This is a genomic window from Methylobacterium sp. J-070 (assembly GCF_022829385.1).
In the GTDB taxonomy this organism is placed as follows: Bacteria; Pseudomonadota; Alphaproteobacteria; order Rhizobiales; family Beijerinckiaceae; genus Methylobacterium.
Window position 1 is genome coordinate 1 of record NZ_JAKSXX010000151.1, and the last position, 24,029, is coordinate 24,029.

27 protein-coding genes and 1 pseudogene are annotated in these 24,029 nt (G+C 70.9%); 14 read left to right on the forward strand and 14 right to left on the reverse strand.

Annotation, left to right across the window (positions count from 1 at the left end):
• A pseudogene (locus tag MKL01_RS15305) lies at positions 1–204 on the reverse strand (porin family protein); the annotation flags it as partial.
• 275 nt (positions 205–479) lie between these two features.
• On the reverse strand, positions 480–1,250 hold the full coding sequence (gene pgeF, locus MKL01_RS15310; RefSeq protein WP_243906158.1) for a peptidoglycan editing factor PgeF: 771 nt from the start codon (positions 1,248–1,250) through the stop codon (positions 480–482).
• 147 nt (positions 1,251–1,397) lie between these two features.
• On the opposite strand from pgeF, the gene MKL01_RS15315 reads away from it, so the two are divergent.
• Positions 1,398–1,589 carry a fibronectin-attachment protein (FAP) gene (locus MKL01_RS15315; protein WP_243906066.1) on the forward strand — a complete coding sequence of 64 codons (192 nt, stop codon included), beginning with the start codon at positions 1,398–1,400 and terminating at the stop codon, positions 1,587–1,589.
• 45 nt (positions 1,590–1,634) lie between these two features.
• Here MKL01_RS15315 and MKL01_RS15320 read toward each other — a convergent pair whose 3' ends face one another.
• The 10 genes from MKL01_RS15320 to rpsF form a co-directional block, all read right to left on the reverse strand.
• A complete protein-coding gene (locus MKL01_RS15320) occupies positions 1,635–2,705 on the reverse strand; it encodes a class I SAM-dependent methyltransferase (RefSeq protein ID WP_243906067.1) in 1,071 nt (356 codons plus the stop codon).
• Positions 2,702–3,604, reverse strand: coding sequence for a prolipoprotein diacylglyceryl transferase (lgt, locus tag MKL01_RS15325; protein WP_243906068.1), 903 nt, complete (start codon positions 3,602–3,604; stop codon positions 2,702–2,704). The genes MKL01_RS15320 and lgt overlap by 4 nt, the downstream gene beginning before the upstream one ends.
• Positions 3,605–3,678: 74 nt before the next feature.
• On the reverse strand, positions 3,679–4,587 hold the full coding sequence (locus MKL01_RS15330) for a VOC family protein (protein ID WP_243906069.1): 909 nt from the start codon (positions 4,585–4,587) through the stop codon (positions 3,679–3,681).
• Positions 4,584–5,486, reverse strand: coding sequence for an SMP-30/gluconolactonase/LRE family protein (locus tag MKL01_RS15335; protein WP_243906070.1), 903 nt, complete (start codon positions 5,484–5,486; stop codon positions 4,584–4,586). The genes MKL01_RS15330 and MKL01_RS15335 overlap by 4 nt, the downstream gene beginning before the upstream one ends.
• Positions 5,487–5,496: 10 nt before the next feature.
• The gene (locus MKL01_RS15340) at positions 5,497–5,946 is read right to left on the reverse strand and encodes a cupin domain-containing protein (RefSeq protein WP_243906071.1); all 450 of its coding nucleotides are present in this window, start codon (positions 5,944–5,946) and stop codon (positions 5,497–5,499) included.
• A 265-nt stretch (positions 5,947–6,211) separates the two neighbouring features.
• A complete protein-coding gene (locus tag MKL01_RS15345; RefSeq protein ID WP_243906072.1) occupies positions 6,212–7,699 on the reverse strand; it encodes a replicative DNA helicase in 1,488 nt (495 codons plus the stop codon).
• Positions 7,700–8,066: 367 nt separating this feature from the next.
• Entirely contained in the window at positions 8,067–8,639 is a 573-nt protein-coding gene (rplI, locus tag MKL01_RS15350) for a 50S ribosomal protein L9 (protein WP_243906073.1), read from the reverse strand.
• A 41-nt stretch (positions 8,640–8,680) separates the two neighbouring features.
• A complete protein-coding gene (locus MKL01_RS15355) occupies positions 8,681–9,724 on the reverse strand; it encodes a DUF2232 domain-containing protein (protein WP_243906074.1) in 1,044 nt (347 codons plus the stop codon).
• Positions 9,725–9,854: 130 nt separating this feature from the next.
• Positions 9,855–10,106 carry a 30S ribosomal protein S18 gene (rpsR, locus tag MKL01_RS15360; RefSeq protein ID WP_243906075.1) on the reverse strand — a complete coding sequence of 84 codons (252 nt, stop codon included), beginning with the start codon at positions 10,104–10,106 and terminating at the stop codon, positions 9,855–9,857.
• Between the two features lie 3 nt (positions 10,107–10,109).
• Positions 10,110–10,565, reverse strand: a complete 456-nt coding sequence (rpsF, locus tag MKL01_RS15365; protein ID WP_243906076.1) for a 30S ribosomal protein S6 — start codon at positions 10,563–10,565, stop codon at positions 10,110–10,112.
• Positions 10,566–11,139: 574 nt separating this feature from the next.
• On the opposite strand from rpsF, the gene MKL01_RS15370 reads away from it, so the two are divergent.
• From MKL01_RS15370 to MKL01_RS15415, 10 genes are all read left to right on the forward strand, one after another.
• Complete coding sequence (locus tag MKL01_RS15370) at positions 11,140–11,889, forward strand: pyridoxine 5'-phosphate synthase (RefSeq protein ID WP_243906077.1); 750 nt, start codon at positions 11,140–11,142, stop codon at positions 11,887–11,889.
• The gene (acpS, locus tag MKL01_RS15375) at positions 11,886–12,296 is read left to right on the forward strand and encodes a holo-ACP synthase (RefSeq protein WP_243906078.1); all 411 of its coding nucleotides are present in this window, start codon (positions 11,886–11,888) and stop codon (positions 12,294–12,296) included. Before MKL01_RS15370 ends, acpS begins: the two co-directional genes overlap by 4 nt.
• 192 nt (positions 12,297–12,488) lie before the next feature.
• Positions 12,489–13,274, forward strand: coding sequence for a signal peptidase I (gene lepB / locus MKL01_RS15380; RefSeq protein ID WP_243906079.1), 786 nt, complete (start codon positions 12,489–12,491; stop codon positions 13,272–13,274).
• Positions 13,271–14,050 carry a ribonuclease III gene (rnc, locus tag MKL01_RS15385; RefSeq protein ID WP_409566262.1) on the forward strand — a complete coding sequence of 260 codons (780 nt, stop codon included), beginning with the start codon at positions 13,271–13,273 and terminating at the stop codon, positions 14,048–14,050. The genes lepB and rnc overlap by 4 nt, the downstream gene beginning before the upstream one ends.
• On the forward strand, positions 14,047–15,018 hold the full coding sequence (gene era / locus MKL01_RS15390) for a GTPase Era (protein WP_409566263.1): 972 nt from the start codon (positions 14,047–14,049) through the stop codon (positions 15,016–15,018). Before rnc ends, era begins: the two co-directional genes overlap by 4 nt.
• A gap of 159 nt (positions 15,019–15,177) precedes the next feature.
• On the forward strand, positions 15,178–16,083 hold the full coding sequence (locus MKL01_RS15395; RefSeq protein WP_243906081.1) for a class I SAM-dependent methyltransferase: 906 nt from the start codon (positions 15,178–15,180) through the stop codon (positions 16,081–16,083).
• Positions 16,080–16,820, forward strand: a complete 741-nt coding sequence (locus MKL01_RS15400; RefSeq protein WP_243906082.1) for a pseudouridine synthase — start codon at positions 16,080–16,082, stop codon at positions 16,818–16,820. The genes MKL01_RS15395 and MKL01_RS15400 overlap by 4 nt, the downstream gene beginning before the upstream one ends.
• A 584-nt stretch (positions 16,821–17,404) precedes the next feature.
• The gene (locus tag MKL01_RS15405; protein WP_243906083.1) at positions 17,405–18,472 is read left to right on the forward strand and encodes a 30S ribosomal protein S2; all 1,068 of its coding nucleotides are present in this window, start codon (positions 17,405–17,407) and stop codon (positions 18,470–18,472) included.
• 118 nt (positions 18,473–18,590) lie between these two features.
• The gene (gene tsf, locus MKL01_RS15410) at positions 18,591–19,517 is read left to right on the forward strand and encodes a translation elongation factor Ts (protein ID WP_243906084.1); all 927 of its coding nucleotides are present in this window, start codon (positions 18,591–18,593) and stop codon (positions 19,515–19,517) included.
• 115 nt (positions 19,518–19,632) lie between these two features.
• The gene (locus MKL01_RS15415; RefSeq protein WP_243906085.1) at positions 19,633–19,776 is read left to right on the forward strand and encodes a hypothetical protein; all 144 of its coding nucleotides are present in this window, start codon (positions 19,633–19,635) and stop codon (positions 19,774–19,776) included.
• A gap of 27 nt (positions 19,777–19,803) precedes the next feature.
• Here the strand turns inward: MKL01_RS15415 and MKL01_RS15420 are convergent, their stop codons facing one another.
• Together MKL01_RS15420 and MKL01_RS15425 are read right to left on the reverse strand one after the other, a co-directional pair.
• Complete coding sequence (locus MKL01_RS15420) at positions 19,804–20,619, reverse strand: metallophosphoesterase family protein (protein ID WP_243906086.1); 816 nt, start codon at positions 20,617–20,619, stop codon at positions 19,804–19,806.
• The gene (locus tag MKL01_RS15425; protein WP_243906087.1) at positions 20,616–21,527 is read right to left on the reverse strand and encodes a diacylglycerol/lipid kinase family protein; all 912 of its coding nucleotides are present in this window, start codon (positions 21,525–21,527) and stop codon (positions 20,616–20,618) included. Before MKL01_RS15425 ends, MKL01_RS15420 begins: the two co-directional genes overlap by 4 nt.
• A 200-nt stretch (positions 21,528–21,727) precedes the next feature.
• Here MKL01_RS15425 and pyrH point away from each other — a divergent pair, with 200 nt between their 5' ends.
• From pyrH to MKL01_RS15440, 3 genes are all read left to right on the forward strand, one after another.
• Positions 21,728–22,450, forward strand: coding sequence for a UMP kinase (gene pyrH, locus MKL01_RS15430; protein ID WP_243906088.1), 723 nt, complete (start codon positions 21,728–21,730; stop codon positions 22,448–22,450).
• A 130-nt stretch (positions 22,451–22,580) separates the two neighbouring features.
• Positions 22,581–23,144, forward strand: coding sequence for a ribosome recycling factor (gene frr, locus MKL01_RS15435; protein ID WP_243906089.1), 564 nt, complete (start codon positions 22,581–22,583; stop codon positions 23,142–23,144).
• 19 nt (positions 23,145–23,163) lie between these two features.
• Positions 23,164–24,021 carry a phosphatidate cytidylyltransferase gene (locus tag MKL01_RS15440; RefSeq protein WP_243906090.1) on the forward strand — a complete coding sequence of 286 codons (858 nt, stop codon included), beginning with the start codon at positions 23,164–23,166 and terminating at the stop codon, positions 24,019–24,021.
• Positions 24,022–24,029 lie beyond the last annotated feature (8 nt).

Here is a 24,029-nt window from a genome sequence, read left to right on the forward strand (position 1 = left end):
GCCGAAGGCCGAGCCGTTGCTGCGGCTGCTGGCGTCGAACGCGTAGCCGGCGTTGATACCGAAGTAGGCGCCGGTCCAGGTGAACACCGGCACCGGGGTGAACACCGGCGGCGGGGCAGCCCGGCGCGGCAGGTCGGCGGCAAAGGCGGAGCCGGCGAGGGCGACGCCCACGAGGGCCGTGGTGGCACGGAACAGGGATTTCATGGTCTGGTCCTCACTGGTGGTTCCGTGCCGCCCGTCTCGCGGGTCGTTCACGGAACGCGGATCTGGCTGCGTTCCAGCGGTTCCAGGGTTGCTTTATGCTCCGCGGTGTCGCCGACCGCTCATCGCGGCCCCTTATGGCAACCCGCCGTTTTCCCCGGCACCTTGACCCCACAACGCGCTCGAATGGTCAAGGTTCGATTGCGGCCACGCTTTTTCCTGCCCCGGCGCGTTGACAAAGTGTCGCACCCCCCTTCCCGGCGTCCGATCCGGCCGGTTCAGGGGACGATCGCGATGGCGGAGATCAGGCGCCCGTAATCGCTCTCGCCGCGGTGGGTGGCGCGCCGATAGCTGTAGAACCGCTCCGGGTCGGCATAGGTGCAGAGGTTCAGCGCTGCCGCCGTGCCGACCTCGGCCTCCGCGAGGCGGGCCAGGATGAAGCCCGGGAGATCGAACTGGGCATAGTCGGGCCGCACCCCCGGGCCGAGGAACCGCTCCAGCCCGGGTGCCTCCGACCGGAACCGCGCGATGAAATCCGGGCCCACCTCGTAGGAGGCCTGCGCGATCGTCGGGCCGAGGACGGCCACGATCCGGTGGCGTCGCGCGCCGAGCGCCTCCAGGGCCGCCACGGTCGCGCCGATCACGCCGGTCAGTGCCCCTTTCCAGCCCGCATGCGCGGCCCCGACGACGCCCGCCGCGGGATCGGCGAACAGGATCGGCCCGCAATCGGCCGTGGCGATCCCCAGCGCGAGGCCGGCAACGCCCGTCACCATGGCGTCGGCTCTCGGGCGATCCGCGACCGGGATGGGTCCCGTCACGGTGACGACATCGGCCGAATGGACCTGGTACGGGCTGACGAGGCGATCAGAGCCCAGGCCGAGATGAGCGCACATCCGCGACCGATTCTCCGCGACGCGCTCCGGGTCATCCCGGGAACCGATCCCCCCGTTGAGCGCGGCGTAGAGACCGTCCGAGACGCCCCCGGCCCGGGTGAAGAAGGCGTGGCGCAACTCCGGGTGCGCGGAGAGTTCCGGCGCCTCGATCGACATGCCTGCGGTCACGGTCGCCCCTCGAGCGGTGTTCCTGTCGCGCTGCGATAGCGCACGGCCGCCCCCTTGACGATGTCGTCCGGGCGTCAGATTCTTGTTGCAATGCAAAATGGAGCCGAGCCCGGCTTCCCTCCGAGAAGGATCGCGATGTCACGAGGGATCGAGACCGACGCCCTGACCGAGCCGACCGAGGCCGACCAGCCCCGGACCACGAGCGCGCCCGCCCACCCGGTCACGGGCGAGCCGGCGGCCCTGGATCGGAACGATCCGAACCCGCCCGCGCCGCCCAGGCCGCAGCCGCAGAGCCAGACGGATTCCGGCTTCGGCTCCTTCGGCTGACCGATCCCGTTCGCCGGATCGGCCCTGCGCGCCGCATCGGACGCCTCAGGCGTCCGGAAACCCCGGGAGCGGCCCGACGGTCGGGCCGCTCACCGCCAGAACCTTGAACAGGCCGCCCATCCCGCGTGCGGCCGGGTCGGTGAGCCGGGCGACCGCCGCATCGATCTCCGCGGCCTGAGCCCCGGAGGCACGGGCCTTCAGGCGCTCCGCGCGGGCACCGAGGCCGAGGGCGAACAGGAAATCCCGTTGCTCCACAGGTCCACGGACCGCTGCCCCTTCGGCGCGCGCGGCCCGGGCGAGGGCCGCGAAGTCGACGTGGTGCGTCAGGTCCGCCGTGCCGGGCGCGGCCAGCGGATCGGCGAAGGCGTGCCCCGACAGCGCCTGCAGGGTGTCGCCGAAGCCGGGACGCGCGTGACCGTAATCGATGGCCAGCAGGACGCCGCCGGAGGCGCACAGGCGCCGCGCCAGCGTGCGGATCAGCCCGAGGCCGGCCGCCGGAACGCTCATCAGGGTGCCGTCCAGGCCGTCCGCGTCGAGGCCCGGCGTCGGCTCCGGCGACAGGCCGAAGGCGAGGCCGCCGTCCGGGTCCAGGCCGACCTGGCGCTCGTGCCAGCCCGTCGGCCGCCGCGCGAACTGACGCACGGGCAGGCAGTCGAAGAATTCATTGGCCAGGACGACCGCTCGACCCGGGGACAGGGTCTCGATCCCGTCATGCCATACCGCCCCGGTGCCCGGGAGCGCACGCGCCTGCGCGGCCCGCAGCACCGGGCTGGTCTCGACGAGGTGCGGCACGACGCGCAGCCCGGGCGCCGCCGCACGGAGCGCCCGCAGGGCGTCGGCCATCAGGGTGCCGCGGCCGGGCCCGAGTTCCACCACGAGCAGCGGATCCGGCTGGCCCATCAGCCCGTGGACGTAGGCCGTCCAGGCGCCGATCAGCTCGCCGAACATCTGGCTGATCTCGGGCGCCGTGGTGAAGTCGCCCCGCACGCCGAGGGGGTCGCGGGTGCGGTAATAGCCGTGGACAGGATGGCCGAGGCAGAGCGCCATGTAGCGGTCGATGCCGATCGGCCCGTTCTGGCGGATCAGCGCGGCGATCTCGGTCCCGAGGGGCGTCACGCCTCGACGGCCGCCTTGCGCGCCGCCTCGGAGGCCGGGGTCTCCACGGGGTGGCGCGGCCGCGTCCGGCCGGTCGCGGCCAGGACGATGTAGGTGAGGCCGATGACCATCATCGGCACGCAGAGCAGCATGCCCATGGTCACGCCGCCGCCCATGGGCCCGAGATTGTCGCCGAACAGGAAGCCGAGCTGGCGATCCGGCTCGCGGAAGAACTCGCAGAACGTCCGGGCGAGCGCGTAGCCGAGCACGAAGATGCCGCCGAGCAGCCCCGGCTTGCGGAAGCCGAACCTGTGGACGCTGATCGCCATCACGATGAACAGCAGGAGGCCCTCGGTCGCCGCCTCGTAGAGCTGGCTCGGATGGCGCGGCAGGGGCCCGCCGCTCGGGAACACGATGGCGTAGGGGAAGTCCGGCGCCGGGCGGCCCCAGAGCTCGCCGTTCACGAAATTGGCGATGCGTCCGAAGAACAGTCCGATCGGCACGACCACGGCGCCGATGTCGAGGAGGGTGTAGCCGTTGAGCTTCTTGGCCCGGGCGAACAGCAGGAAGGCCAGGATCGCCCCGAGGAAACCGCCGTGGAACGACATGCCGCCGTTGCGGATCGCCAGGATCTCCATCGGGTCGGCGATGTACATCGGGAGATTGTAGAACAGCACGTACCCGATCCGGCCGCCCAGCACGACGCCCAGCGCGACCCAGACGACGAGGTCGTCGATGTCGACGACTTGCGGGCGCTTGACCACGCCCCACAGGCGGTCGGCCATGACGAGGCGGCGCGCGTAGAACCACCCGCCGATCAGGCCGGCGATGTAGGCGAGGGCGTACCATTTGATCGTGATCGGCCCGATCGCGAGCGCCACCGGATCGATGGCCGGAAAGGGCAGGGCGAGGAGCGGCATCGGTCTGACCTCCGGGGCCGCGGGATTGGACGCCCGAGGGCCGGCGCGTCAAGTGCAGGACGTGGTTCAGGCGATCACGGGCTGTCCCGCAGGAATAGGAACCCGTGTCCGTCCGGCCCGGCGCAATAGGTGGCTGCGCCGTCCGCGGAACCGTGCGGTGCGCATCCGGCCTCGCGGAGCACCCGCAACAGATTGTCCGTATCGGCGACCGCGAACACGAAGCGTGTGGTGGCCGTGTCGCCCGGACCGAAGACGGACGGGGAGGGACGCCGGGCCGCCGGTCTCCGATAGTGCAGCACTTCCACGTGCGGCTCCGCCGCGGGCGGTTCCAGGGCGATCACGTCGACCTCAGGATCGTCAACGCCGTCGAGGCGTCCCTGCTCGGCTCCCTGGTTCAGGCCGCGTTGCGCCACCCTGAGACCGAGGGGCCCGGTGAGGAACGCCAGGGCGGCGTCGAGATCCGTCACGGTGATCGCCGAGTGGTCGATGCCCAGAAAGAGGCCCGGCGCGGCGCGCCACCGCTCCGCCGGGGGACCATCCGGAAAGAAGATCAGCTCCAGGGGATGCCCGTCCGGGTCGCGGAACTTCCAGGCGGTGACGCCTCCCGATGAGGCCGGCAGGGCCTGCGGACCGCCGCGGCTGATCGGCTTGGGCCCGGCCCGGGCGAGCTGCGCCATCGCGGCGTCCATGCTGCGCACCGGGATCGCGAGGTGCTGGAAGAACGGGTCCGTCGCCACCGGATCGGCCGGGGCGGGGAGGCCGGGCGGATCGACCGCCAGGAACGTCACGGTCTGCGCGCCGAGCTGCATCCGCAATTGTGTCGCCCGACGATCCGCGAGCCCCATGGCCTCCGCCTGCGCGGGCGGGAGGGGCTCCGGCGGTGCGAGCCGCGCGAAGCCCAGCCCGTCCCGGTAGAAGGCTTCCGTCGCCCCGAGATCCGAGACGGTGCGGCCGAAACCCGCGATCGCGCGGACGCCGCTCATAGCAGCCGCGCGCCGCGCACGTTCACGTAGATCGCGTAGAGCGCCTGCGACGCGCAGAGGAAGAGGCGGCTGTCGTTGCGGCCGCCGAAGGCGAGGTTGGCCACGGTCGAGGGCACCAGGATCTTGCCGACGAGTTCGCCGCCGGGATCGATGCAGTGGATTCCGTCGCCGGCGCTCGACCAGAGATTGCCGTGCTCGTCGCAGCGGATACCGTCGGCGTTGCCCGGCGCAATCGTGCAGAACACGGCGCCGCCGGACAGGCTGCCGTCCTCGGCCACGTCGAAGACCCGGACGTGCTGGAGGGGGTCCGGGGCGAATTGGAGGCCGGTCTCGACGATGTAGAGCCTGCGCTCGTCCGGGGAGAAGCACAGGCCGTTCGGCCCCTGGAAGTCGTCTGCCACCACCCGCAGCGCGCCGTCGCGCGGGTCGAACCGGTAGACCGCGGCGGGCAGCTCCGACTCCTGCTTGCCGCCCTCGTAGTCGGTCTGGATGCCGTAGGGCGGGTCGGAGAACCAGATCGTGCCGTCCGACTTGCAGACGATGTCGTTGGGCGAGTTGAGCCGCCGGTCGCGGTAGCGCTCCACCAGGCCGGTCACCCGCCCGTCGAGTTCGGTCCGGTGGATCCGTCGGCCGCGATGCGAGCAGGAGAGCAGCCGCCCCTGCCGGTCGCGGGCGTGGCCGTTCTCGAAATCGCCCCCCTCGCGAAACACGCTGAGGCCGCCCCGGTCCGACCAGCGCAGGACGCGGTTGTTCGGCAGGTCCGAGAACAGCAGCGCGTCCCGATCGCCGAACCAGACCGGCCCCTCGGTCCAGCGGAAGCCGTCGGCGAGTTTTTCCAGCGGCGCGTTCGGCAGCACGTAGGCCTTGAAGCGCGGCTGGGTCAGCTCGAAGCCGTCCATGGCGCCGCCCCTACTTGAAGCGACCGGGGCGGTTCACGGTCGGCTCGACCTGAAGTCCCGTGACGATCATCGTGCACGGCTCGTCGCCCACCGTCCCCGAGAGATGGCCCTTCCGCCCATTCCGCTCCCGGGTGTTCTGGTCCTCGCCCATCATCAGCTCGCCCGGGCCCATCTCGACCCGGTGGCCGTCCATGGTCTCGACGAACCAGCGGCCGGACAGGATCGCGATCCATTGCGGGCGCGGGTTCTCGTGCCAATCGCCGACCCATCCGACCGGCAGGACCGTGAAGGTCACCACCGACGGCGCGGGATCCATCTTGTCGTTCCATTGCGGCGCGGTCTGGGGATTGATCCCCTCGAAGGTGAATCGCTCGATGTGGAACAGCGCCTGGCGGCTCACCCCCTCCGCGTCGGTGTAGACGTGCCAGTACGGCATCCTCGGAGGGGTCGGCTCGGTCATCATCGTTCCTGCCGCGGCGGGACACTCGTCCTCGCACAACGGCCGGGTGCGGCGATGGTTCGCGCCGGCGTGATGCCGGCCCGGACGGTCAGGTCCGGTCGGCGGGTGGCCACGCGATAGGCCGCATCAGGATGGTCACCGGGTCGTAGGGACAAGCCGCCGGGAATGCGTCTTCGTCGAGTCCGGTCTCGCCCGCGGCCTCGATCCGCGCGCGATGACGCGGCCGGCACGATCAGCCCATCGACCGCGAACGGACCGGATCCTATCAGATCTGCTCGGGGATCCGGTCCGTCTGCGCAAGGTTCGAGAACCGGGTGATGTTGGCGTCGAATTGCAGCTCCACCGTACCGGTGGGGCCGTGGCGCTGCTTGCCGAGGATCACCTCGGCCTTGCCGTGGACGCGCTGCATCTCGGCCTCCCAGGCGAAGAACTCCTCGGTGCCCTCCCGGGGCTTCTTGTTGCCGACGTAATATTCCTCGCGGAACACGAACATCACCACGTCGGCGTCCTGCTCGATGGAGCCCGATTCGCGCAGGTCGGAGAGCTGCGGGCGCTTGTCGTCGCGGTTCTCGACCTGGCGGGAGAGCTGCGACAGGGCGATCACCGGCACCGCCAACTCTTTGGCCAGGGCCTTCATGCCGGTGGTGATCTCGGTCATCTCCTGCACGCGGTTGTCGCTGCGCTTCCCGGAGCCCGAGAGCAGCTGGAGATAGTCGACGATCAGCAGGTCCAGGCCCTTCTGGCGCTTGAGGCGCCGGGCCCGGGCGGACAGCTGCGCGATCGAGATGCCGCCGCTCTGATCGATGTAGAACGGGATCGTCTGCATGTCCCGGGCGGCGTCGGTGATCTTGTAGAAATCCTCCGGCCGGATGTCGCCGCGGCGGATCTTGTAGGAAGGCACCCCCGACTGCTCGGCGATGATGCGGGTGGCGAGCTGCTCGGCCGACATCTCGAGCGAGAAGAACCCGACGATGCCGCCGTTCACCGTCTTGGTCGTGCCGTCGGGCTGCTTCTCGCCGCGATACGCCTTGGCGATGTTGAAGGCGATGTTGGTCACCAGCGAGGTCTTGCCCATGGCCGGGCGCCCCGCGAGGATGATCAGATCGGAGGCCTGCAGGCCGCCCATCTTGGCGTCGAGATCCGTGAGGCCGGTGGCGATGCCCGAGAGCTTGCCGTCGCGCTGGTAGGCCTTGGCGGCCATGTCGACCGCGGCGGTGAGCGCGTCCGAGAACTTCTGGAAGCCACCGTCGTACCGCCCCGCCTCCGCCAACTCGTAGAGCCGCCGCTCCGTCTCCTCGATCTGGTCGCGGGGCGCCTGCTCCACGGGCGCCTCGTAGGCGCCGTTCACCAAATCCTCGCCGATGGTGATCAGTCGGCGGCGGATGGCCAGGTCGTAGATGGTGCGGCCGTAATCTCCGGCGTTGATCACCGTGGTGGCGTCGGCGGCGAGCCGGGCGAGGTACTGCATCACCGTCTGGCCGCCGAAATCGGCGTCGCCCAGGTAGGTCTTCATGGTGATGGGCGTGGCGAGCTTGCCCGCCCGGATCAGCGAGCCCGCCACAGTGAAGATCTGCTGGTGGGCGTCCTCCATGAAATGCTCGGGGAGGAGGAAGTCCGACACCCGGTAATAGGCGTCGTTGTTCACCAGGATCGCGCCGAGCAGCGCCTGCTCCGCGTCGATGTTGTGCGGGGCAACGCGGTACTCGGCCTGGACCGCTTCGAGCTTGGCCGTGAGCGCATTGGGCAGGGCCATCGGCGGACGACTCCGTATCAGGCGCCGCGGCGGGCGCACCAGGATCACACCGCAAGACCTTGGCCCCGGTATGGTTACCGAAGCTTAGCCGACGCCCGGCTTCCCCCGGGAAACCCCGAACAAACGGACGCCCGCCGACTCTCGCGAGCAGCGGGCGTCCATGCTGGAACAAAACTGGAACGTGTCAAGCCGCGGGGCGGATCATCCCCAATGTTCACCGGTATACAGGGATCGTGGCGATCCTCGCCGGGGCGGCATCGCGGCGCGCCCCGAACCAGACTCCGCGCACCACAGACCGCGACGCGGCCCGGGATCTCGTCCGCGCCCCCGACCGGCTCCCAAGCCGGTCGGGCCAGAGAGCCGAAGATCAGCCGCGGTCGTCGGCACCCTCGCCGGCATCGGCTAGCGCCATGCCGACTTCCAGGCCGAGGTCGTCGAGGTTGAACGCCTCGCGCTCTGTCACGGACTCGCCGCGGGCCTGGCGCTCGGCCTCCTCGGGGCTGCGGGCGACGTTGACGGTGATCTGGACCTCGACCTCGGGGTGCAGGATCACCGGGACGGCGTGAAGGCCCAGGGTCTTGATCGGCTGGTTCAGGATGAACTGGCCGCGATCCACCGTGAAGCCGTCCTTGGCCACGACCTCGGCGAGGTCGCGGGTCGAGACCGAGCCGTACAGCACGCCGCTCTCGCCCGACTGGCGGATCAGGACGAAGCTCTGGCCGTTCAGCTTCTCGGCGACGGCCTCGGCGTCCTTCTTGCGGTCGAGGTTGCGGGCCTCGAGCTGGGCGCGCTGGGACTCGAAGTGCTTCTTGTTGGCGTCCGTCGCGCGCAGCGCCTTACCGCGGGCGAGCAGGAAGTTGCGGGCGAAGCCGGGGCGGACGTTCACGGTCTCGCCCATCTGGCCGAGCTTGGCCACGCGCTCGAGCAGGATCACTTCCATGGTCTTTCTCCTTCAGGTGGTCGGCCGCTGCGGCCGGGGTTTCACGGCGCCGGATGGTCCTTCGGACGACGGCGGTCGAGGGCTGTGTCGGCGAGGCCGAACAGGGTGAGGGCGACCAGAGCGATGCCCTGGGTCACGAACAGAATCAGGTACATGCCGAACAGCATGAGGGCGCGCCCGGGCCGGCCGCGCGAGCGGTCGTGGAAGGCGGCAAGGCCCTGGAGCGCGAAGGCCGCGCTGAAGCCGCCGACCAGGGCGACGCCGAAGACCCCGACGTAGCCGGGGGCGAAGCACATCAGGATCGCCGCCGCGAGGGTCGCCAGCGTCGTGCGCGGCATGGCGGTCGCCGGGATGTCGGGCCAGGGCCGGGGCAGGCGGCCGGAGATCGTCACGATCCGCGCCGAAGCCCAGAGATAGAAGGTCAGGAGCAGCGCCAGCCCGTTGGTGGCGAAGGCCGGGATTACCCGCGCCAGGGCGTCGGCCATCTCGGTCCGGGTGACCTCGGCCGGATCGGCAGCCTGCGCAGATGCCGCCGGATCGGCGGCCGTCGCCCGGCCGCCTTCGTCTCGGGCGGCCTCGTCCCGGTCCGCCGGTGTCGCGTCGGAGCGGGCGTCGACCGTCGCCCGGCCCGCCGGCATGCGGGCCTGCACCAGCGTCTGGGCCAGCCCGCGCAGCTGCGCGTCGAAGGCGGCGTGGTTCGGCGAGGACAGGACCGCGATGGCGATGAAGGCGAGGGCGGCCGTGGCGGCGATCCAGCCGAGGAGGCGTCCCGTCGGATACCATTCGAGGCCGGCCGGCGTCTCGCGCCCGAGCAGCGCCAGGTAGGCGAGCCACCACGCCGGCACGGCGATGTAGGCGCCGTAGGCGAGCCCCATGAAGGGCGCGATCACCAGGGCAAGCGCGAGGCTTCCGGTCACCACCGCGGCGAGCGCGGCTTTGCGGCTCCAGCCGAGGCCCACGATCAGGATCGGGAGCGGCGACACGAGGTAGAGCAGGATCGCCAGCGGGGTCGCCTTCAGAAGCACCCCGAACAGGAGTGCCGAGACGAGGCCCGCGCCGATACCGATGCCGATATGCTGTGCCATGAAATCCGCTGTCCCGCTGCCGCTGCGGCAGGGTTAGAGGCGGCGACGCGCCCCAACGATCGGGCGGCGCGGGCCGCCCTCTGCGAGAAGGCCGGCCCGGGCTGATGCCGGGCCGGCAGGCTTGGACGGCCTACTTGATCACGTAGGGCAGCAGGCCGAGGAAGCGGGCGCGCTTGATCGCCTGGGCGAGTTCGCGCTGCTTCTTGGCCGAGACCGCGGTGATCCGCGACGGCACGATCTTGCCGCGCTCCGACACGTAGCGGGACAGGAGCTTGACGTCCTTGAAGTCGATCTTCGGCGCATTCGCACCGGAGAACGGGCAAGTCTTGCGACGACGGAAGAAGGGACGGCGTCCGCCGCCCGCACCAGCACCGAAAGCCATGGGTTAGCCCTCCCCGCCGAAGCTGCGCTCGCCGCGGTCGCCGCGGTCACCACGGTCGCCGCCGAAGCCGCCACCGCCGCCGAAGCCCTCGTCATCGCGACGCCGGCCGCGCTCGCGGTCCTTGCGATCGTCGCGGTCGCGCTTCTGCATCATGGCAGACGGCTCGGAGTCGAGCTCCTCGACCCGGACGGTCATGAAGCGCAGCACGTCCTCGGAGATCTGCATCTGGCGCTCCATCTCGGCGATGGCGGCCGGGGGGGCGTCGATGTTGAGGAGAGCGAAATGCGCCTTGCGGTTCTTCTTGATCCGGTAGGCGAGGGACTTCACGCCCCACATCTCGATCTTCTCGAGACGGCCACCGTTCTGCTCGATCACACCCTTGTAGGTGTCGATCATCGTCTCGACCTGCTGGGACGTCACGTCCTGCCGGGCCAAGAGCACATGCTCATAGAGAGGCATATCGGGCCTTTCAGCGTCAAAAGGAGCCCGGCCGCCCGGAGGCGACTGGTTCGGGCCGGTTCATCTCGCGTGACGCTCGGCGCCAAGCCCTTCGAGCCGATTTTCAGGCCCGAGCGGTTGATCGAAGGCGGAGACACCGGACGACGGACTCTTTGCAGGAGCCCCATGCCGCATGCGGCACCGTCCGTTCAGCCCCCGGCCGGAGCGAACGCGAGGGGCGGCCGATAGAGTGTTTTTGCCGGGATGGCAAGTCGAAGCGGTTTGGGCATGGAGCCGCGAGGCGGTTTGGTCTCGTCCCGGATTCCGGACCAGGTTCCGCCCTCGCCCCCCGTCCGGGACAGGGGCGGTTCAGGAGGGACCGCGACGCCGTTTCCCGGGCGCCTGCGACGCCGGCGGAGTGCCACCCGGACCCGGCGCAGGGCTCGCCGCGCGACGGTCCGCCATCCCGCCCCCTGTCTTGTCGGAGCGCGCGAACGCCAGCATATCGCAGCCTCCGGAGTCCGGCGCGCCCCGCGCCCTCCGAACCCGTCGCGCCAATCAGCCGGATCGCGTCGACATGGGGACGAACGAACGGATGAGTTCCGAAACGCTGCGCCTCGGCGTCAACATCGACCACGTCGCCACCGTGCGCAACGCCCGCGGCGGCCCCTATCCCGATCCGGTGCGGGCCGCGCTGCTCGCGGCCGAGGCGGGCGCCGACGGCATCACCGCGCATCTGCGCGAGGACCGGCGCCACATCCGCGACGCGGACATCGCGGCGCTGAAGCGCGACCTCTCGGTGCCGCTCAACTTCGAGATGGCCGCCACCGACGAGATGGTGCGGATCGCCCTGGCGACCCGGCCCCATGCCGCCTGCCTCGTGCCGGAGAAGCGGGAGGAGCGCACCACCGAGGGCGGCCTCGACATCGTCGGCGGCCGCGACCACCTCGCGCCGCGGATCCGGGCTCTGGCGGAGGCGGGCATCCGCGTCTCGCTGTTCGTCGAGCCGGAGCCCGCGGTGATGGACGCCGCCCGTGCGCTCGGCGCGCCCGTGGTCGAGCTGCACACCGGCAGCTACTGCGAGGCAGCTCTCGCGGGCGATGCGGCGCGCACCGCGCACGAGCTGGGCCGCATCCGGCGCGCGGCCGAGCACGGGACCGGCCTCGGCCTGGAGATCCATGCCGGTCACGGACTGACCCTCGGCAGCGTCGGACCGGTGGCCGCCCTGCCGCAGATCCGGGAACTGAATATCGGCCACGCGCTGATCGCCGACGCGATCTTCGTGGGGCTCGCCCAGGCCGTGCGCGACATGCGGTCCGCGATGGATCGGGCGCGGCACCCATGATCGTCGGGATCGGCTCGGACCTCTGCGACATCCGCCGGATCGCCCGGACCCTGGAGCGGCACGGCGAGCGCTTCACCCACCGGGTCTTCACCGAGGGGGAGCGGGCGCGCTGCGACCGGCGGGCCGCCCGCGCGGAGGGCTACGCCCGGCGCTTCGCCGCCAAGGAGGCTTGCGCCAAGGCGCTCGGCACGGGGCTCGCCGCCGGCGTGTTCTGGCGCGACATGGAAATCGTGAACCTGCCCTCCGGCCAGCCCACCCTGCGGCTGACCGGCGGCGCGGCCGAGCGCCTCGCCGCGCTGCTGCCGGAGGGGCACGCGGCGCGCCTGCACGTGAGCCTCACGGACGATCCGCCGATGGCACAAGCCTTCGTGATCATCGAGGCGCTACCGGCCGCGATCGCCGTTTGAGGACGCGGTCCGGGATTAGCCGGCCACGGTCGCGCGTTGCGGGGGGCTCGCGCTTGGTCTAGACCGCCGCTCACAGCGGACACGATTGCGGCGCATTCCTCGGGACAACCGCACATCTGAGAGCCGCGCGCGGCGGGGCCGCGCCCCGCTGGCGGCAGGCGACGGAACCTCAACCGAAGACGGGACGCGCGCGTGGATTACGACGGCAAGCCGCTCAGGAAACCCGCCGAGACCGGCACTTGGGCCAGCATCCGCGAGACGCTGAAGGTCGGCATCCAGGCGCTCCTCATCGCCCTGGTGGTGCGCACCCTGCTGTTCCAGCCGTTCAACATCCCCTCCGGCTCGCTCGTGCCGACGCTGCTGATCGGCGACTACCTGTTCGTCTCGAAATACTCCTACGGCTACTCGAAGTACTCGCTGCCGCTGTCGGAATATATTCCGATGCAGGCCGACGGCCGGATCTGGGGGGCCGAGCCGAAGCGCGGCGACATCGCGGTGTTCAAGCTGCCCAAGGACAACGCGACCGACTACATCAAGCGGGTGATCGGCCTGCCGGGCGACAAGATCCAGATGATCGACGGCGTGCTCAACATCAACGGCAAGGCGGTCAAGCGCGAGCGGATCACCGATTACGAGACGACGGATCCCTACGGCCAGGCCACCAAGGTGCCGCAGTACATGGAGACGCTGCCCAACGGCGTCGTCCACCGGGTGATCGAGCGCGACGGCGACAACGGCTTCTGGGACAAGACCGAGCTCTACACGGTCCCTCCCGGGCACTTCTTCATGATGGGCGACAACCGCGACAACTCCACCGATTCGCGTGACCTTGCCAGCGTCGGCTACGTGCCCTTCGCCAACCTCGTGGGCCGCGCCGAGATGATCTTCTTCTCGATCGACGAGGGCACGCCGGCGTGGCAGGTCTGGAACTGGCCGGCCCATGTCCGCTGGACGCGCCTGTTCTCGACGATCCATTGACCGGTTCGGACTTGGACGACGCCGCCCAGTCGCGGACCTCAGCGCGGGGGCGCCGGGCCCACAAGCCGCGGCCGCCCCTGAGCGCGCTGGAGGAGCGGATCGGATACCGCTTCGCCGACCCGGAACTCCTCACCCGCGCCCTGACCCATACCAGCAAGGCCGCCGGCCGCGGCGGCAGCTATCAGCGGCTGGAATTCCTCGGCGACCGCGTGCTCGGACTCGCGGTGGCGGACCGGCTCTACGCCGCATTTCCCGAGGCCGACGAGGGCGATCTCTCCCGGCGGCTGGCCGCCCTCGTCCGCCGCGAGACCTGCGCGGTCGTGGCCGCCGCCTGGGAGGTCGGGCCGCACCTGATCCTCGGCCAGGGCGAGGTGATGGGCGGCGGCCGCCGCAACCAGACCATCCTGGCCGACGTCTGCGAGGCGATCCTCGGTGCGATCTACCTCGACGCGGGGTTCGACGCCGCCCGGGCGGTGGTCGAGGCGCATTTCCATCCGGGCGAGCCGACGGCGGCCTCGCGGGGCCGCGATGCCAAGTCGGCCCTGCAGGAATGGGCGATGGGGCGGGCCCTGCCGATCCCCACATACGCGGTGGTGGAGCGCACCGGGCCCGACCATGCCCCGCGGTTCCGCATCGCCGTTCAGGTCCAGGGCCTTGAGCCCGGCGTCGGCGAGGGTACATCGAAGCGGATCGCCGAACAGGCGGCCGCGCAGGCGCTGATGGCGCGGGAGGGGATCGGGACCCTGCCGGAGGTGGGGCCGACGGAGACACCATGACCGAGCACGATCAGGATGCGGGACCGGCCCCGGGGGCCGCGAACGACCCGTCCGCCCTTCCCGGAATGCCGGCCGACGCCCGGGCGGGCTTCGTGGCGCTGATCGGCGTGCCGAATGCCGGCAAGTCGACGCTCCTGAACAGCCTCGTCGGCACGAAGGTCTCGATCGTCTCGCGCAAGGTGCAGACGACCCGGGCGCTGGTGCGCGGCATCCTGATCGAGGGCTCCGCCCAGGTCATCCTGGTCGACACCCCGGGCATCTTCGCGCCGAAGCGCCGGCTCGACCGGGCGATGGTGCATTCGGCCTGGAGCGGCGCCGCCGACGCCGACGCGGTCTGCCTCCTGGTCGACGCGCGCAAGGGCATGGACGAGGAGGTTCAGGCGATCCTGAGCCGCCTCGGGGAGGTGAAGCGCGAGAAGATGCTGATCCTCAACAAGATCGACCTGATCCCGCGCGAGCGTCTCCTCGACCTCGCCGCCAAGCTCAATGCGGCCTCGCCGTTCGCCGAGACCTTCATGATCTCGGCGCTGAAGGGCGACGGCGTCGGCGACCTGCGCCGGGCGCTCGCCGCCCGGATGCCGGCGGGGCCATGGCTCTATCCGGAGGACCAGGTCTCGGACGCGCCCCTGCGCATGCTCGCCGCCGAGATCACCCGGGAGAAGATCTACGACCGGCTGCACGAAGAGCTTCCCTATCGCTCCACGGTCGAGACCGACCAGTGGCAGATCCGGCCCGACGGGTCGGTCCGGATCGAGCAGACGATCTTCGTCGAACGGGAAAGCCAGCGTTCCATCGTGCTCGGCAAGGGAGGCCAGACCATCAAGGCGATCGGGCAGGCGGCCCGGATCGGGATCGCCGAGGCGGCCGACGCCAAGGTCCATCTGTTCCTGCACGTGAAGGTCCGGGAGAACTGGGCGGACGATCCGGCGCGCTACCGCGAGATGGGGCTCGAATTCCCCCGGGGCTGACCGGCCGGCGCGTCGAAGCGGCGGCGGCAGGCTGGGCTTCCGGACCGGTTCCGGTATAAAACGGGCCGTTCCCCCGGATGATCCGAGTCGGGCGCGGGTCCCGCCCGCACCGCCACGGATTCGCGTTCCGAAGCCGGCTCTCCAACTCCCGAATCATTCATGCGACATGCCGTCTACGGCCTGCCGCCGACGGACCTTGCCGAGGTCCCCGGTGACGCCGTCCAGGTTTCCCCCCTGATCCCCGGTGCGACCCGGCTCGAGGATCTGTCCGAGAACAGCCTCGACGTCGCCACCGTGCTGGCGCCGCCCGGCACGGTGGAGCGGCGCTACGTGCTCGCGCAGGTACTGCGCGCCCTGGGGCCGGGCGGCCGCATGGTCGCCCTGGCGCCGAAGGACCGGGGCGGCACCCGCCTGGCCAAGGAATTGACGACGTTCGGCTGTGCCGCCGCCGACCAGCCGCGCCGACACCACCGGATCTGCACGACACAGCGGCCGCCGGCCCTGGCCGGGCTGGCCGAGGCGATCGACGAGGGCAGCCCCCGCCACGTCGACAACCTCGCCCTGTGCACGCAGCCCGGGATCTTCTCCTGGGACCGGCTCGATCCCGGCACGGCGCTGCTCCTGGCCAAACTGCCGCCCCTCAAGGGTCGGGGCGCGGATCTCGGCTGCGGCCTCGGGATCCTGTCCCGGGCGGTTCTCGGCTCGGAGGCCGTGACCGCGATGACGCTGGTGGAGATCGACCGCCGGGCCGTCGAGATGGCGCGCCGCAACGTCGCCGACCCGAGGGCCACGATCCACTGGGCGGATGTCCGCGCGCCCGGCATCGTGCCGGACCCCCTCGACTTCGTCGTCACCAATCCGCCGTTCCATGCGGGCGGTGCCGAGGACCCGTCCCTCGGCCGGGCCTTCATCGCCCGGGCTTCCGAGGTGCTGCGGCCGGGCGGGACGCTCTGGCTCGTGGCCAACGCGCACCTGCCCTACGAGGCCGTCCTGCGCGAGACGTTCCGGTCCGTGGCCGTTTCGGCGCAGGCGGGCGGCTACCGGGTCTACGAGGCGCGCCGGTGAGCGCGGCGCGCTCGGTGCGGCTCGACAAGCTGCTCGCCAATCTCGGCTACGGCTCGCGCCGCGAGATCCAGGGCCTCGCCCGCGCGGGCGCGCTCCGCCTGGACGGCGCGGATCTGGGCGATGCCGGCGACCGGATCGCCCTCGACCCGGATCTGCCGGACCGCCTGACGATCGACGGTGCCGCGCTCGATCCGCTGCCCGGCCTGTGCCTGATGCTGCACAAGCCGCTGGGCGTGACCTGCTCGCACAAGGAGGCCGGGCCGCTGGTCTACGGGCTGCTGCCGGAGCGCTGGCGCCGCCGCGAGCCGCCACTTTCCACGGTCGGCCGGCTCGACAAGGAGACCTCGGGCCTGCTGCTGCTCACGGACGACGGCGCGCTCCTGCACCGGATCATCAGTCCGAAGGCCCAGGTGGCGAAGCGCTACCGCGTCACCCTGGATAGGCCGCTGGCGGGGAGCGAGGCGGCGGTGTTCGCCTCGGGCACGCTGCTGCTGGAGGGCGAGGCGCGGCCGCTGCTGCCGGTGCGGCTCGATGTCGAGGATGACACGCACTGCGCGGTGACGCTGATGGAGGGGCGCTACCATCAGGTCCGCCGGATGTTCGCCGCCGTGGGCAACCACGTGACCGCGCTGCACCGGGACCGGGTCGGCGGGCTCGACCTGCCGGCGGATCTGGCCGCGGGGGCCTACCGAGTGATGACGGCCGCCGATGTGGCCGCCGTGTTCGCGGGCGGGTGATCCGGGCTGCGCGCCTGTCAATGCAGAGCCCGATCTCGGACCGTATATCCGCCAGCGCGGCGCGCAGATCCGCTCTGGTGACCGGATCGCCCTGCAACGCCTCCGCCGTGGCATCGGCCCAGCCCTCCGCCTGCTCTGGAGAGACCGTGGCCTTCTCCCGGAGGGTCCGGGCGAATGTCGGAGTGTCGAACGCGCCGTCCGTCAAAGGCTCTGACTGAGAGACGGCGCCGCTGGCGCGGCTGTTCCTGTGCTCGGTCCCGGATGGGGTTCCGCTTCGCTGCACCTGTCCGGGAAGGGTGGCGGTTCCGCTGAAAGCGCGACGCCCTCTCTTGGGCGCATGCAGCGCCAGCGGAATGCGACCCGGGATCGAGCACGAGGTTCCGCCGCGAAGCGGCCCCACGTTCTTGGACCTGCTTGCGGTCTCCCCGCGAAGCCTTGCTTCCGACCCCGCCCTCTGCTAAGCGCCGGCCCATCCCACACGCGGAGCCGGCCTCATGCCTGAATGAGGCGTCTTCCGGTGGCCGTCCGAGTCCTCGGACGGCTGCATCCCTCCGCGGCGGATCTAACCGGAGCGTACAAGAATCATGGCCGTCGATTTCTCTATGCGTCAGCTCCTCGAAGCGGGCGCCCATTTCGGTCACCAGTCCCACCGCTGGAACCCGAAGATGCAGCCGTACATCTTCGGTACGCGCAACAACATCCACATCATCGACCTCGCCCAGACCGTGCCGGCGATGCACCAGGCGCTGCAGGCGGTGAGCGACACCGTCGCCAAGGGCGGCCGCGTGCTGTTCGTCGGAACCAAGCGCCAGGCGGCCGACACGATCGCCGATGCCGCCAAGCGCTCGGCCCAGTACTACGTCAACTCCCGCTGGCTGGGCGGCATGCTCACCAACTGGAAGACGATCTCGGGCTCGATCTCGCGCCTGCGCAAGGTCACCGAGACGCTGGAGACCGGCGGCCCGGGCCTGACCAAGAAGGAGCGCCTGATGCTCTCCCGTGAGAAGGAGAAGCTCGAGAAGGCGCTCGGCGGCATCAAGGACATGGGCGGCGTGCCCGACCTGCTGTTCGTGATCGACACCAACAAGGAGCAGCTGGCGATCAAGGAGGCCAACCGCCTCGGGATCCCGGTGGCCGCCATCGTCGACACCAACTGCAACCCGGACGGCATCACCCACATCGTCCCGGCCAACGACGATGCCGGCCGCGCCATCGCGCTCTACTGCGACCTGATCGCCAAGGCCGCCATCGACGGCATCTCGCGGGCCCAGGGCTCGTCCGGCATGGATCTCGGTGCCTCCGAGGAGCCGATGGCCGAGGAGCTGCCGGCCAACGACGACGCGGCCGTCTCGGTCGAGTCCGACGCCCTCGACCCGGCCGACGTGGCGATGCTCGCCGAGACGACCGAGCATTTCGAGCTGCTCGCCGCCCCGCGCGGCGCGCCGGACGACCTGACCAAGCTCCACGGCGCCGGCCCGCAGATCGTGCAGAAGCTGAACGACGCCGGGATCTACCACTACTGGCAGATCGCCGCGATGACGCCCGAGGACGTCGCCAAGGTCGATGCCGACCTGAAGCTCAACGGCCGCATCGACCGCGATTCGTGGGTCTCGCAGGCGCGCGGCTTCGTCGAGGCCGCCGCGGCGGTCTGATCCATCGGGGACGTTGCGGCGGCCCTGTCATCGGGCCGTCGCGGATCCGGCATACCGGGCCCGGCCGCTCACCCGCGCGCCGGGCCTCTCTCATCCAGACCGTACGAAAGGGACCGCCATGGCCAACATCACCGCCGCGATGGTGAAGGAGCTCCGGGAGAAGACCGGCGCCGGCATGATGGATTGCAAGGGCGCGCTCAACGAGACGCAGGGCGATATCGAGGCCGCGATCGATTGGCTGCGCAAGAAGGGCCTCGCCAAGGCCGCCAAGAAGGCCGGCCGCGTCGCCGCCGAGGGTCTGGTCGCCGTCGAGTCCGCCGGCCACCACGCCGCGGTGGTCGAGGTGAACTCCGAGACCGACTTCGTCGCCCGCAACGACGCCTTCCAGGCCTTCGTCCGCGAGGCCGCCAAGATCGCGCTGAACACCGACGGCACGCTGGAGGGTCTCCAGGCCGCCCATTTCCCGGGCGGCACCGAGACCATCGCCGAGAAGCTGCAGGCGCTGATCGCCACGATCGGCGAGAACATGAACCTGCGCCGGGTCGCCAAGCTCGAGGTGAAGAAGGGCGTGATCGCCTCCTACGTGCACAACCAGATCTCCGACGGTCTCGGCAAGATCGGCGTGCTCGTGGCCCTCGAGTCCGAGGGTGACGTTGACGCCCTGTCGGCGCTCGGCCGTCAGATCGCCATGCACGTCGCCGCCACGAACCCGGTCGCGCTGGACGCCTCGGGTGTCGACGCCGCCACGGTGGAGCGCGAGTCGAACATTCTGCGCGAGAAGAACGCCGGCAAGCCGGACCATGTGCTCGCCAAGATCATCGAGAGCGGCTTGAAGAGCTACTACAAGGAGGTCACCCTCCTGGAGCAGCCCTTCGTGCACGACGGCTCCAAGACCATCAGCCAGGTCCTCAAGGAGGCCTCCGGCAAGGTCGGCGGTCCGGTGGCGCTGACGGGCTTCGTCCGCTACGCCCTCGGCGAGGGCATCGAGAAGGAAGACGGGCCCGACTTCGCCACCGAGGTGGCCCAGCAGGCCGGCCGCGCCTGAGGATCGAATGCGATCGCCCGGCGCGCCGGGCCGCACCGCGCCAAGCCCCGTCCGGCACAAGCCGGGCGGGGCTTTCCATTTCCAGCCCCGCCGACGGGTTCCAATCCGAACCGTGTTGCGGCGCACACCCGGTTTCGCGGCACTGCGCTACATCGTGCTCATGGCTTTGAAACCCTTCTCCTACCTGATGATCGGCGTGTTCGCGTCCGGTCTAGTCATGACCGTCCTCGGCGCCGTCGGCGTCCTGACCGGCAGCTGAGAACGGGCGCCGGCGTGACGGCTTCCGTCATGCCGGCGCCGCATCCACCCAGGCGCATCCGTTCCAGATCCGGACCACGATGGTGGCGCAGCCGTTGGCCACGGTGATGCGGTTGTACGCGTTGGGTTCGTTACCCCGCAGACGCGTCGAGGTCGCCGAGCCGGCCTGGACCGCCAGGAGCTGGCCGCGGCAGCCGCGCATCACCCCGCGATCCACCGCGTTCGCCGCAGGACCGTCGAGGCCCGCGAAGCGCGCGTAGTGGCGGTGCAGGTGGCCTGCGAGCGTCAGGCCGACGCCGCAGCGGCGGAAGGCCGCCAGCGCCAAGTCGGCGCGGCCGACGAGCCGGGCCTCGGCGTCCCAGGGCGGCGGCATGAACGGATGGTGGCCGACCACGATCTTGAACAGGTGGCTGGGCATTGCGCCGAGACGCGCCTCCGTCCGGGCGATCTGGCTTCGGCGGATCATGCCCTGCGACCAGTCCCGCTCGGGCGCCCAGCGCCGCACCGTGTTGAGGCAGACCACGCCGATCTCGTCATCCTGGAAGCTGGGTTCGGTCTCGGCCGCGATGGCGTGCCTGTAGCGCGCGAACGGCCGGGTGAAGCGCTCCACCAGGCGGTAGGGCGAGATGTCGTGGTTGCCCGGCACGCCGATCCACGGCCGCGCCAGGCGGGCCAGGAACGCGCGGGCCTGCGCGAATTCCGCCGGGCGCGCCGCCATGGTGAAGTCGCCCGAGGCGACGATCAGGTCCGGGGCGTCCGCGTTCAGCTCGTCGATCAGAGCCTCGACCACGGCCGGATCGGTGCGGCCGAAATGAAGGTCCGAGATGTGGCTGATCCGCCTCATGCGCCCGTCGCCGCGTCCGCCGGCCGGGGCACGATCACCGGCAGCGCCCGTCGGCGGATCCCGTAGCGCAGCGGCGAAGGGATCAGCAGCACCTCGCCGTCATTCATCACCCGCAGGGCCCGGCGATGGGTCGCGATCGTCAGCTCGCTCACCGGCATCCGTTCCACGTCGGGAAGGCGGCGCCAGTCCCCGAGGGCGAAGCCCAGCGCGAGGCGCAGGCTTCGCCACGCCGATAAATTGGCGAGGACATAGAGCGTGAGCTGGCCGCCATCGACCGGGGCCCGCAGCAGGAGCTGACCGGGCCGCTCGACATAGTCGCCGACCACCACCGCCATCAGCCGCGCGCCAAGCCGCCGGTCGGTGCCGTCGATCGTCCCGGTCACGGTGATCCGGGGGTACCGGCCGAGATGGCGGATCAGCCCGACTCCCCAGCGCAGCAGCGTCCGCAGGGCGTGTTGGCGCCGGTGCGCCTCGCGGTGGCGCGCCACCCGCGCCGGCATGCCGAGCACCGAGTTGATCACGAAGGTGCGTCCGTTGACGGTTCCGACGTCGATCCGGCGCGGGGTCCCCTGAACGAGGTTGGCGACCGCGCCGTCGAGGTCGAGCGGCAGGCCGAGATCCCGGGCGAGCAGATTCATCGTGCCGAGCGGCAGGATCCCGAGGGGTGTCGCGCCTCCGACAAGCGCTTCGGCCGCGCAGGCCACCGTGCCGTCGCCGCCGGCCACCACCACCGCGTCGATGCCCGGCTCGGCCACCGCGGCCGCGATCCGCGCCGGAAGCGGTGCCGCGGGATCGGCCTCACCCAAGGCCTCGAGTCCCGCCGCGGCGATCCGCGCCCGGATCGCCTCCGGCGCCACGCCCGAGGCGATGCCGCCGGAATCCCGATTGATCACCAGTGCGATTCGCATGCGCGTCCCGGGCGGCTGCTTTCCCGAGGCCGTCTTGCCGAGTCCGCCTCGCCACATCCGCTTTGCCAGGACTGCACGTCGATCGCGTGTCGCCCCGACCGCCGAACCCGGTCCGATGACCGACGCCCCTCGACGGCGCTCCCGTCGTTGACGTAGAAGCCTCCCCGTTCGCGCGACGCGGAATGGAGCCGGGAACCGACATGCCGGAAGCGACGCCGTTTCGCCGTATCCTCGTGAAGCTGTCGGGGGAGGCGCTTGCGGCGCCGGACGGCTACTGGTTGCATCCTCCGACGCTCGCGCGCTTTGCCGAGGACATCGCCCGCACCATCGAGGTCGGGGCCGAGGTCGCCATCGTGGTGGGCGGCGGCAACATGATCCGCGGGGCGCGGATCTCGGCCGCCGGCTGGATCGACCGGGCGACCGGGGATTCGCTGGGCATGATGGCCACCGTGATGAACTCGCTGGCCATCGAGACCGCGCTGAACGCCGCAGGCGTCCAGGCCCGCACCATGTCGGCGGTGTCGATGCCGACCATCTGCGAGACCTACGCCCGCCAGCCGGCGCTGCATCACCTCGACAAGGGGCAGGTGGTCGTCCTCGCCGGCGGCACCGGGAACCCGTTCTTCACCACCGACACCGCCGCCGTCCTGCGCGCCGCGGAGCTGCGCTGCGACGCGGTGCTGAAGGCGACGCAGGTCGACGGGGTCTACTCGGCCGATCCCAAGACCGACCCGAGCGCGACCCGGTACGACCGCATCACCCACGACGACGCCATCGCCCGCGATCTCAAGGTGATGGATACGGCCGCCTTCGCGCTGGCCCGGGAAAGCCGCCTCACGATCGTGGTCGGCTCGCTGCACCCGCCGAGCTCGATCGCCGCGATCCTGTCGGGCGAGGCGCCCTCGACGCTCGTGGTCCCCTGACGGGGCGCACCCGGCGGACGCGTATCCCCGGGGTGCAGGGATGTTTGCGGCCCTGAAAAAATTCGTCCATTGAGGCCGCGACTGCCCACGCCGGGCTCAAGACAACGTCAGACGTGTCGGGACGACCATCATGGCCACACCGGAATTCGACCTCAACGACATCAAGCGCCGGATGCAGGGCGCGGTCGCCTCGCTCTCCAAGGATCTCGGATCGCTGCGCACCGGGCGCGCCACGCCGTCGCTGGTCGATCCGATCCAGGTCGATGCCTACGGCTCCATGATGCCGATGGCCCAGGTCGCCACCGTCAGCGTGCCGGAGCCCCGGCTCCTGTCGATCTCCGTCTGGGACCGCAGCATGGTCACGGCCGTCGAGAAGGCGATCCGCGAATCCGACCTCGGTCTCAACCCGCAGACCGAGGGGCAGACCATCCGGCTCCGCATCCCCGAGATGAACGAGCAGCGCCGCAAGGAGATGGTCAAGGTCGCCCACAAGTACACCGAGGAGGCCCGCGTCGCCGTACGCCATGTCCGGCGGGACGGGCTCGACCACCTCAAGAAGCTCCTGAAGGACAGCGCCATCTCGGAGGACGACGAGAAGCGCCAGGCCGCCGACGTGCAGAAGGCGACCGACCAGTTCATCGCCGAGATCGACGGCGTGCTGGCCACCAAGGAGAAAGAGATCATGCAGGTTTGAGGCGACGGCCGGACCGCGCGTGAGTTCCGCCGCCGCACCGGCTGCGCGTCCTTCGGGCCGGCGCGAGCTGTGGCTGCGCGTCGCCTCGGGCCTCGTGCTCGGGGGCGGCGTGCTCGCAGCCCTCGTCTATGGCGGATGGGCATTCGCCGGGATCTGGCTCGCCGCCGGCATCGTGGGCTTCGCCGAGTGGATGGTGATGAGCCGCACCGAGCCGCGGGAGGTGCTGATCGCGCTGGGCGCGGCGACGCTCGGCGCCCTGCTGCTCTGCGAGCGCGGGGGAGCCCCGGCGCCCGCCTGCATCGCCGTGCTGCTGCTCGGCGCCGCGGCCTGCGCCACGGTCGCCCGGACGGCGGGCGGGCGGCTCCGGGCCCTCGTCGGCCTGCTCGGGGCGGCGGCGATCGCGGCGGTGCCCGTGGCCCTGCGCGACGACCCCGGCATCGGTCTCGTCGGCCCGGCCTGGATGTTCGCGGTGGTCTGGTCGACCGACATCGCCGCCTATTTCGCCGGCCGGAAGATCGGCGGGCCGAAGCTGATGCCGCGGGTCTCGCCCAACAAGACGTGGTCGGGCGCGCTCGGCGGGCTGCTCGGCGCGGTCGTGGCCGGGACGCTGGTGCCGGTCCTGGCCGACCTCGCCGGGATGCCGCTCCCGAGCGCCGCCTCTCTGCCGGTGGTGGCTGGCGTGAGCGCGCTCGCCTCCGTCCTGAGCCAGGCGGGCGATCTCATCGAGTCCGGTCTCAAGCGCCGCTACGGCGTGAAGGATTCCGGAAAGATCATCCCGGGCCATGGCGGCGTCATGGACCGGCTCGACGGATTCTTCGCCGTCGCCGTGCTGGCGGCGGTCTATCTCGCCCTGCGCGGGGGCGGTCTGATCGCGTGACGACGAGG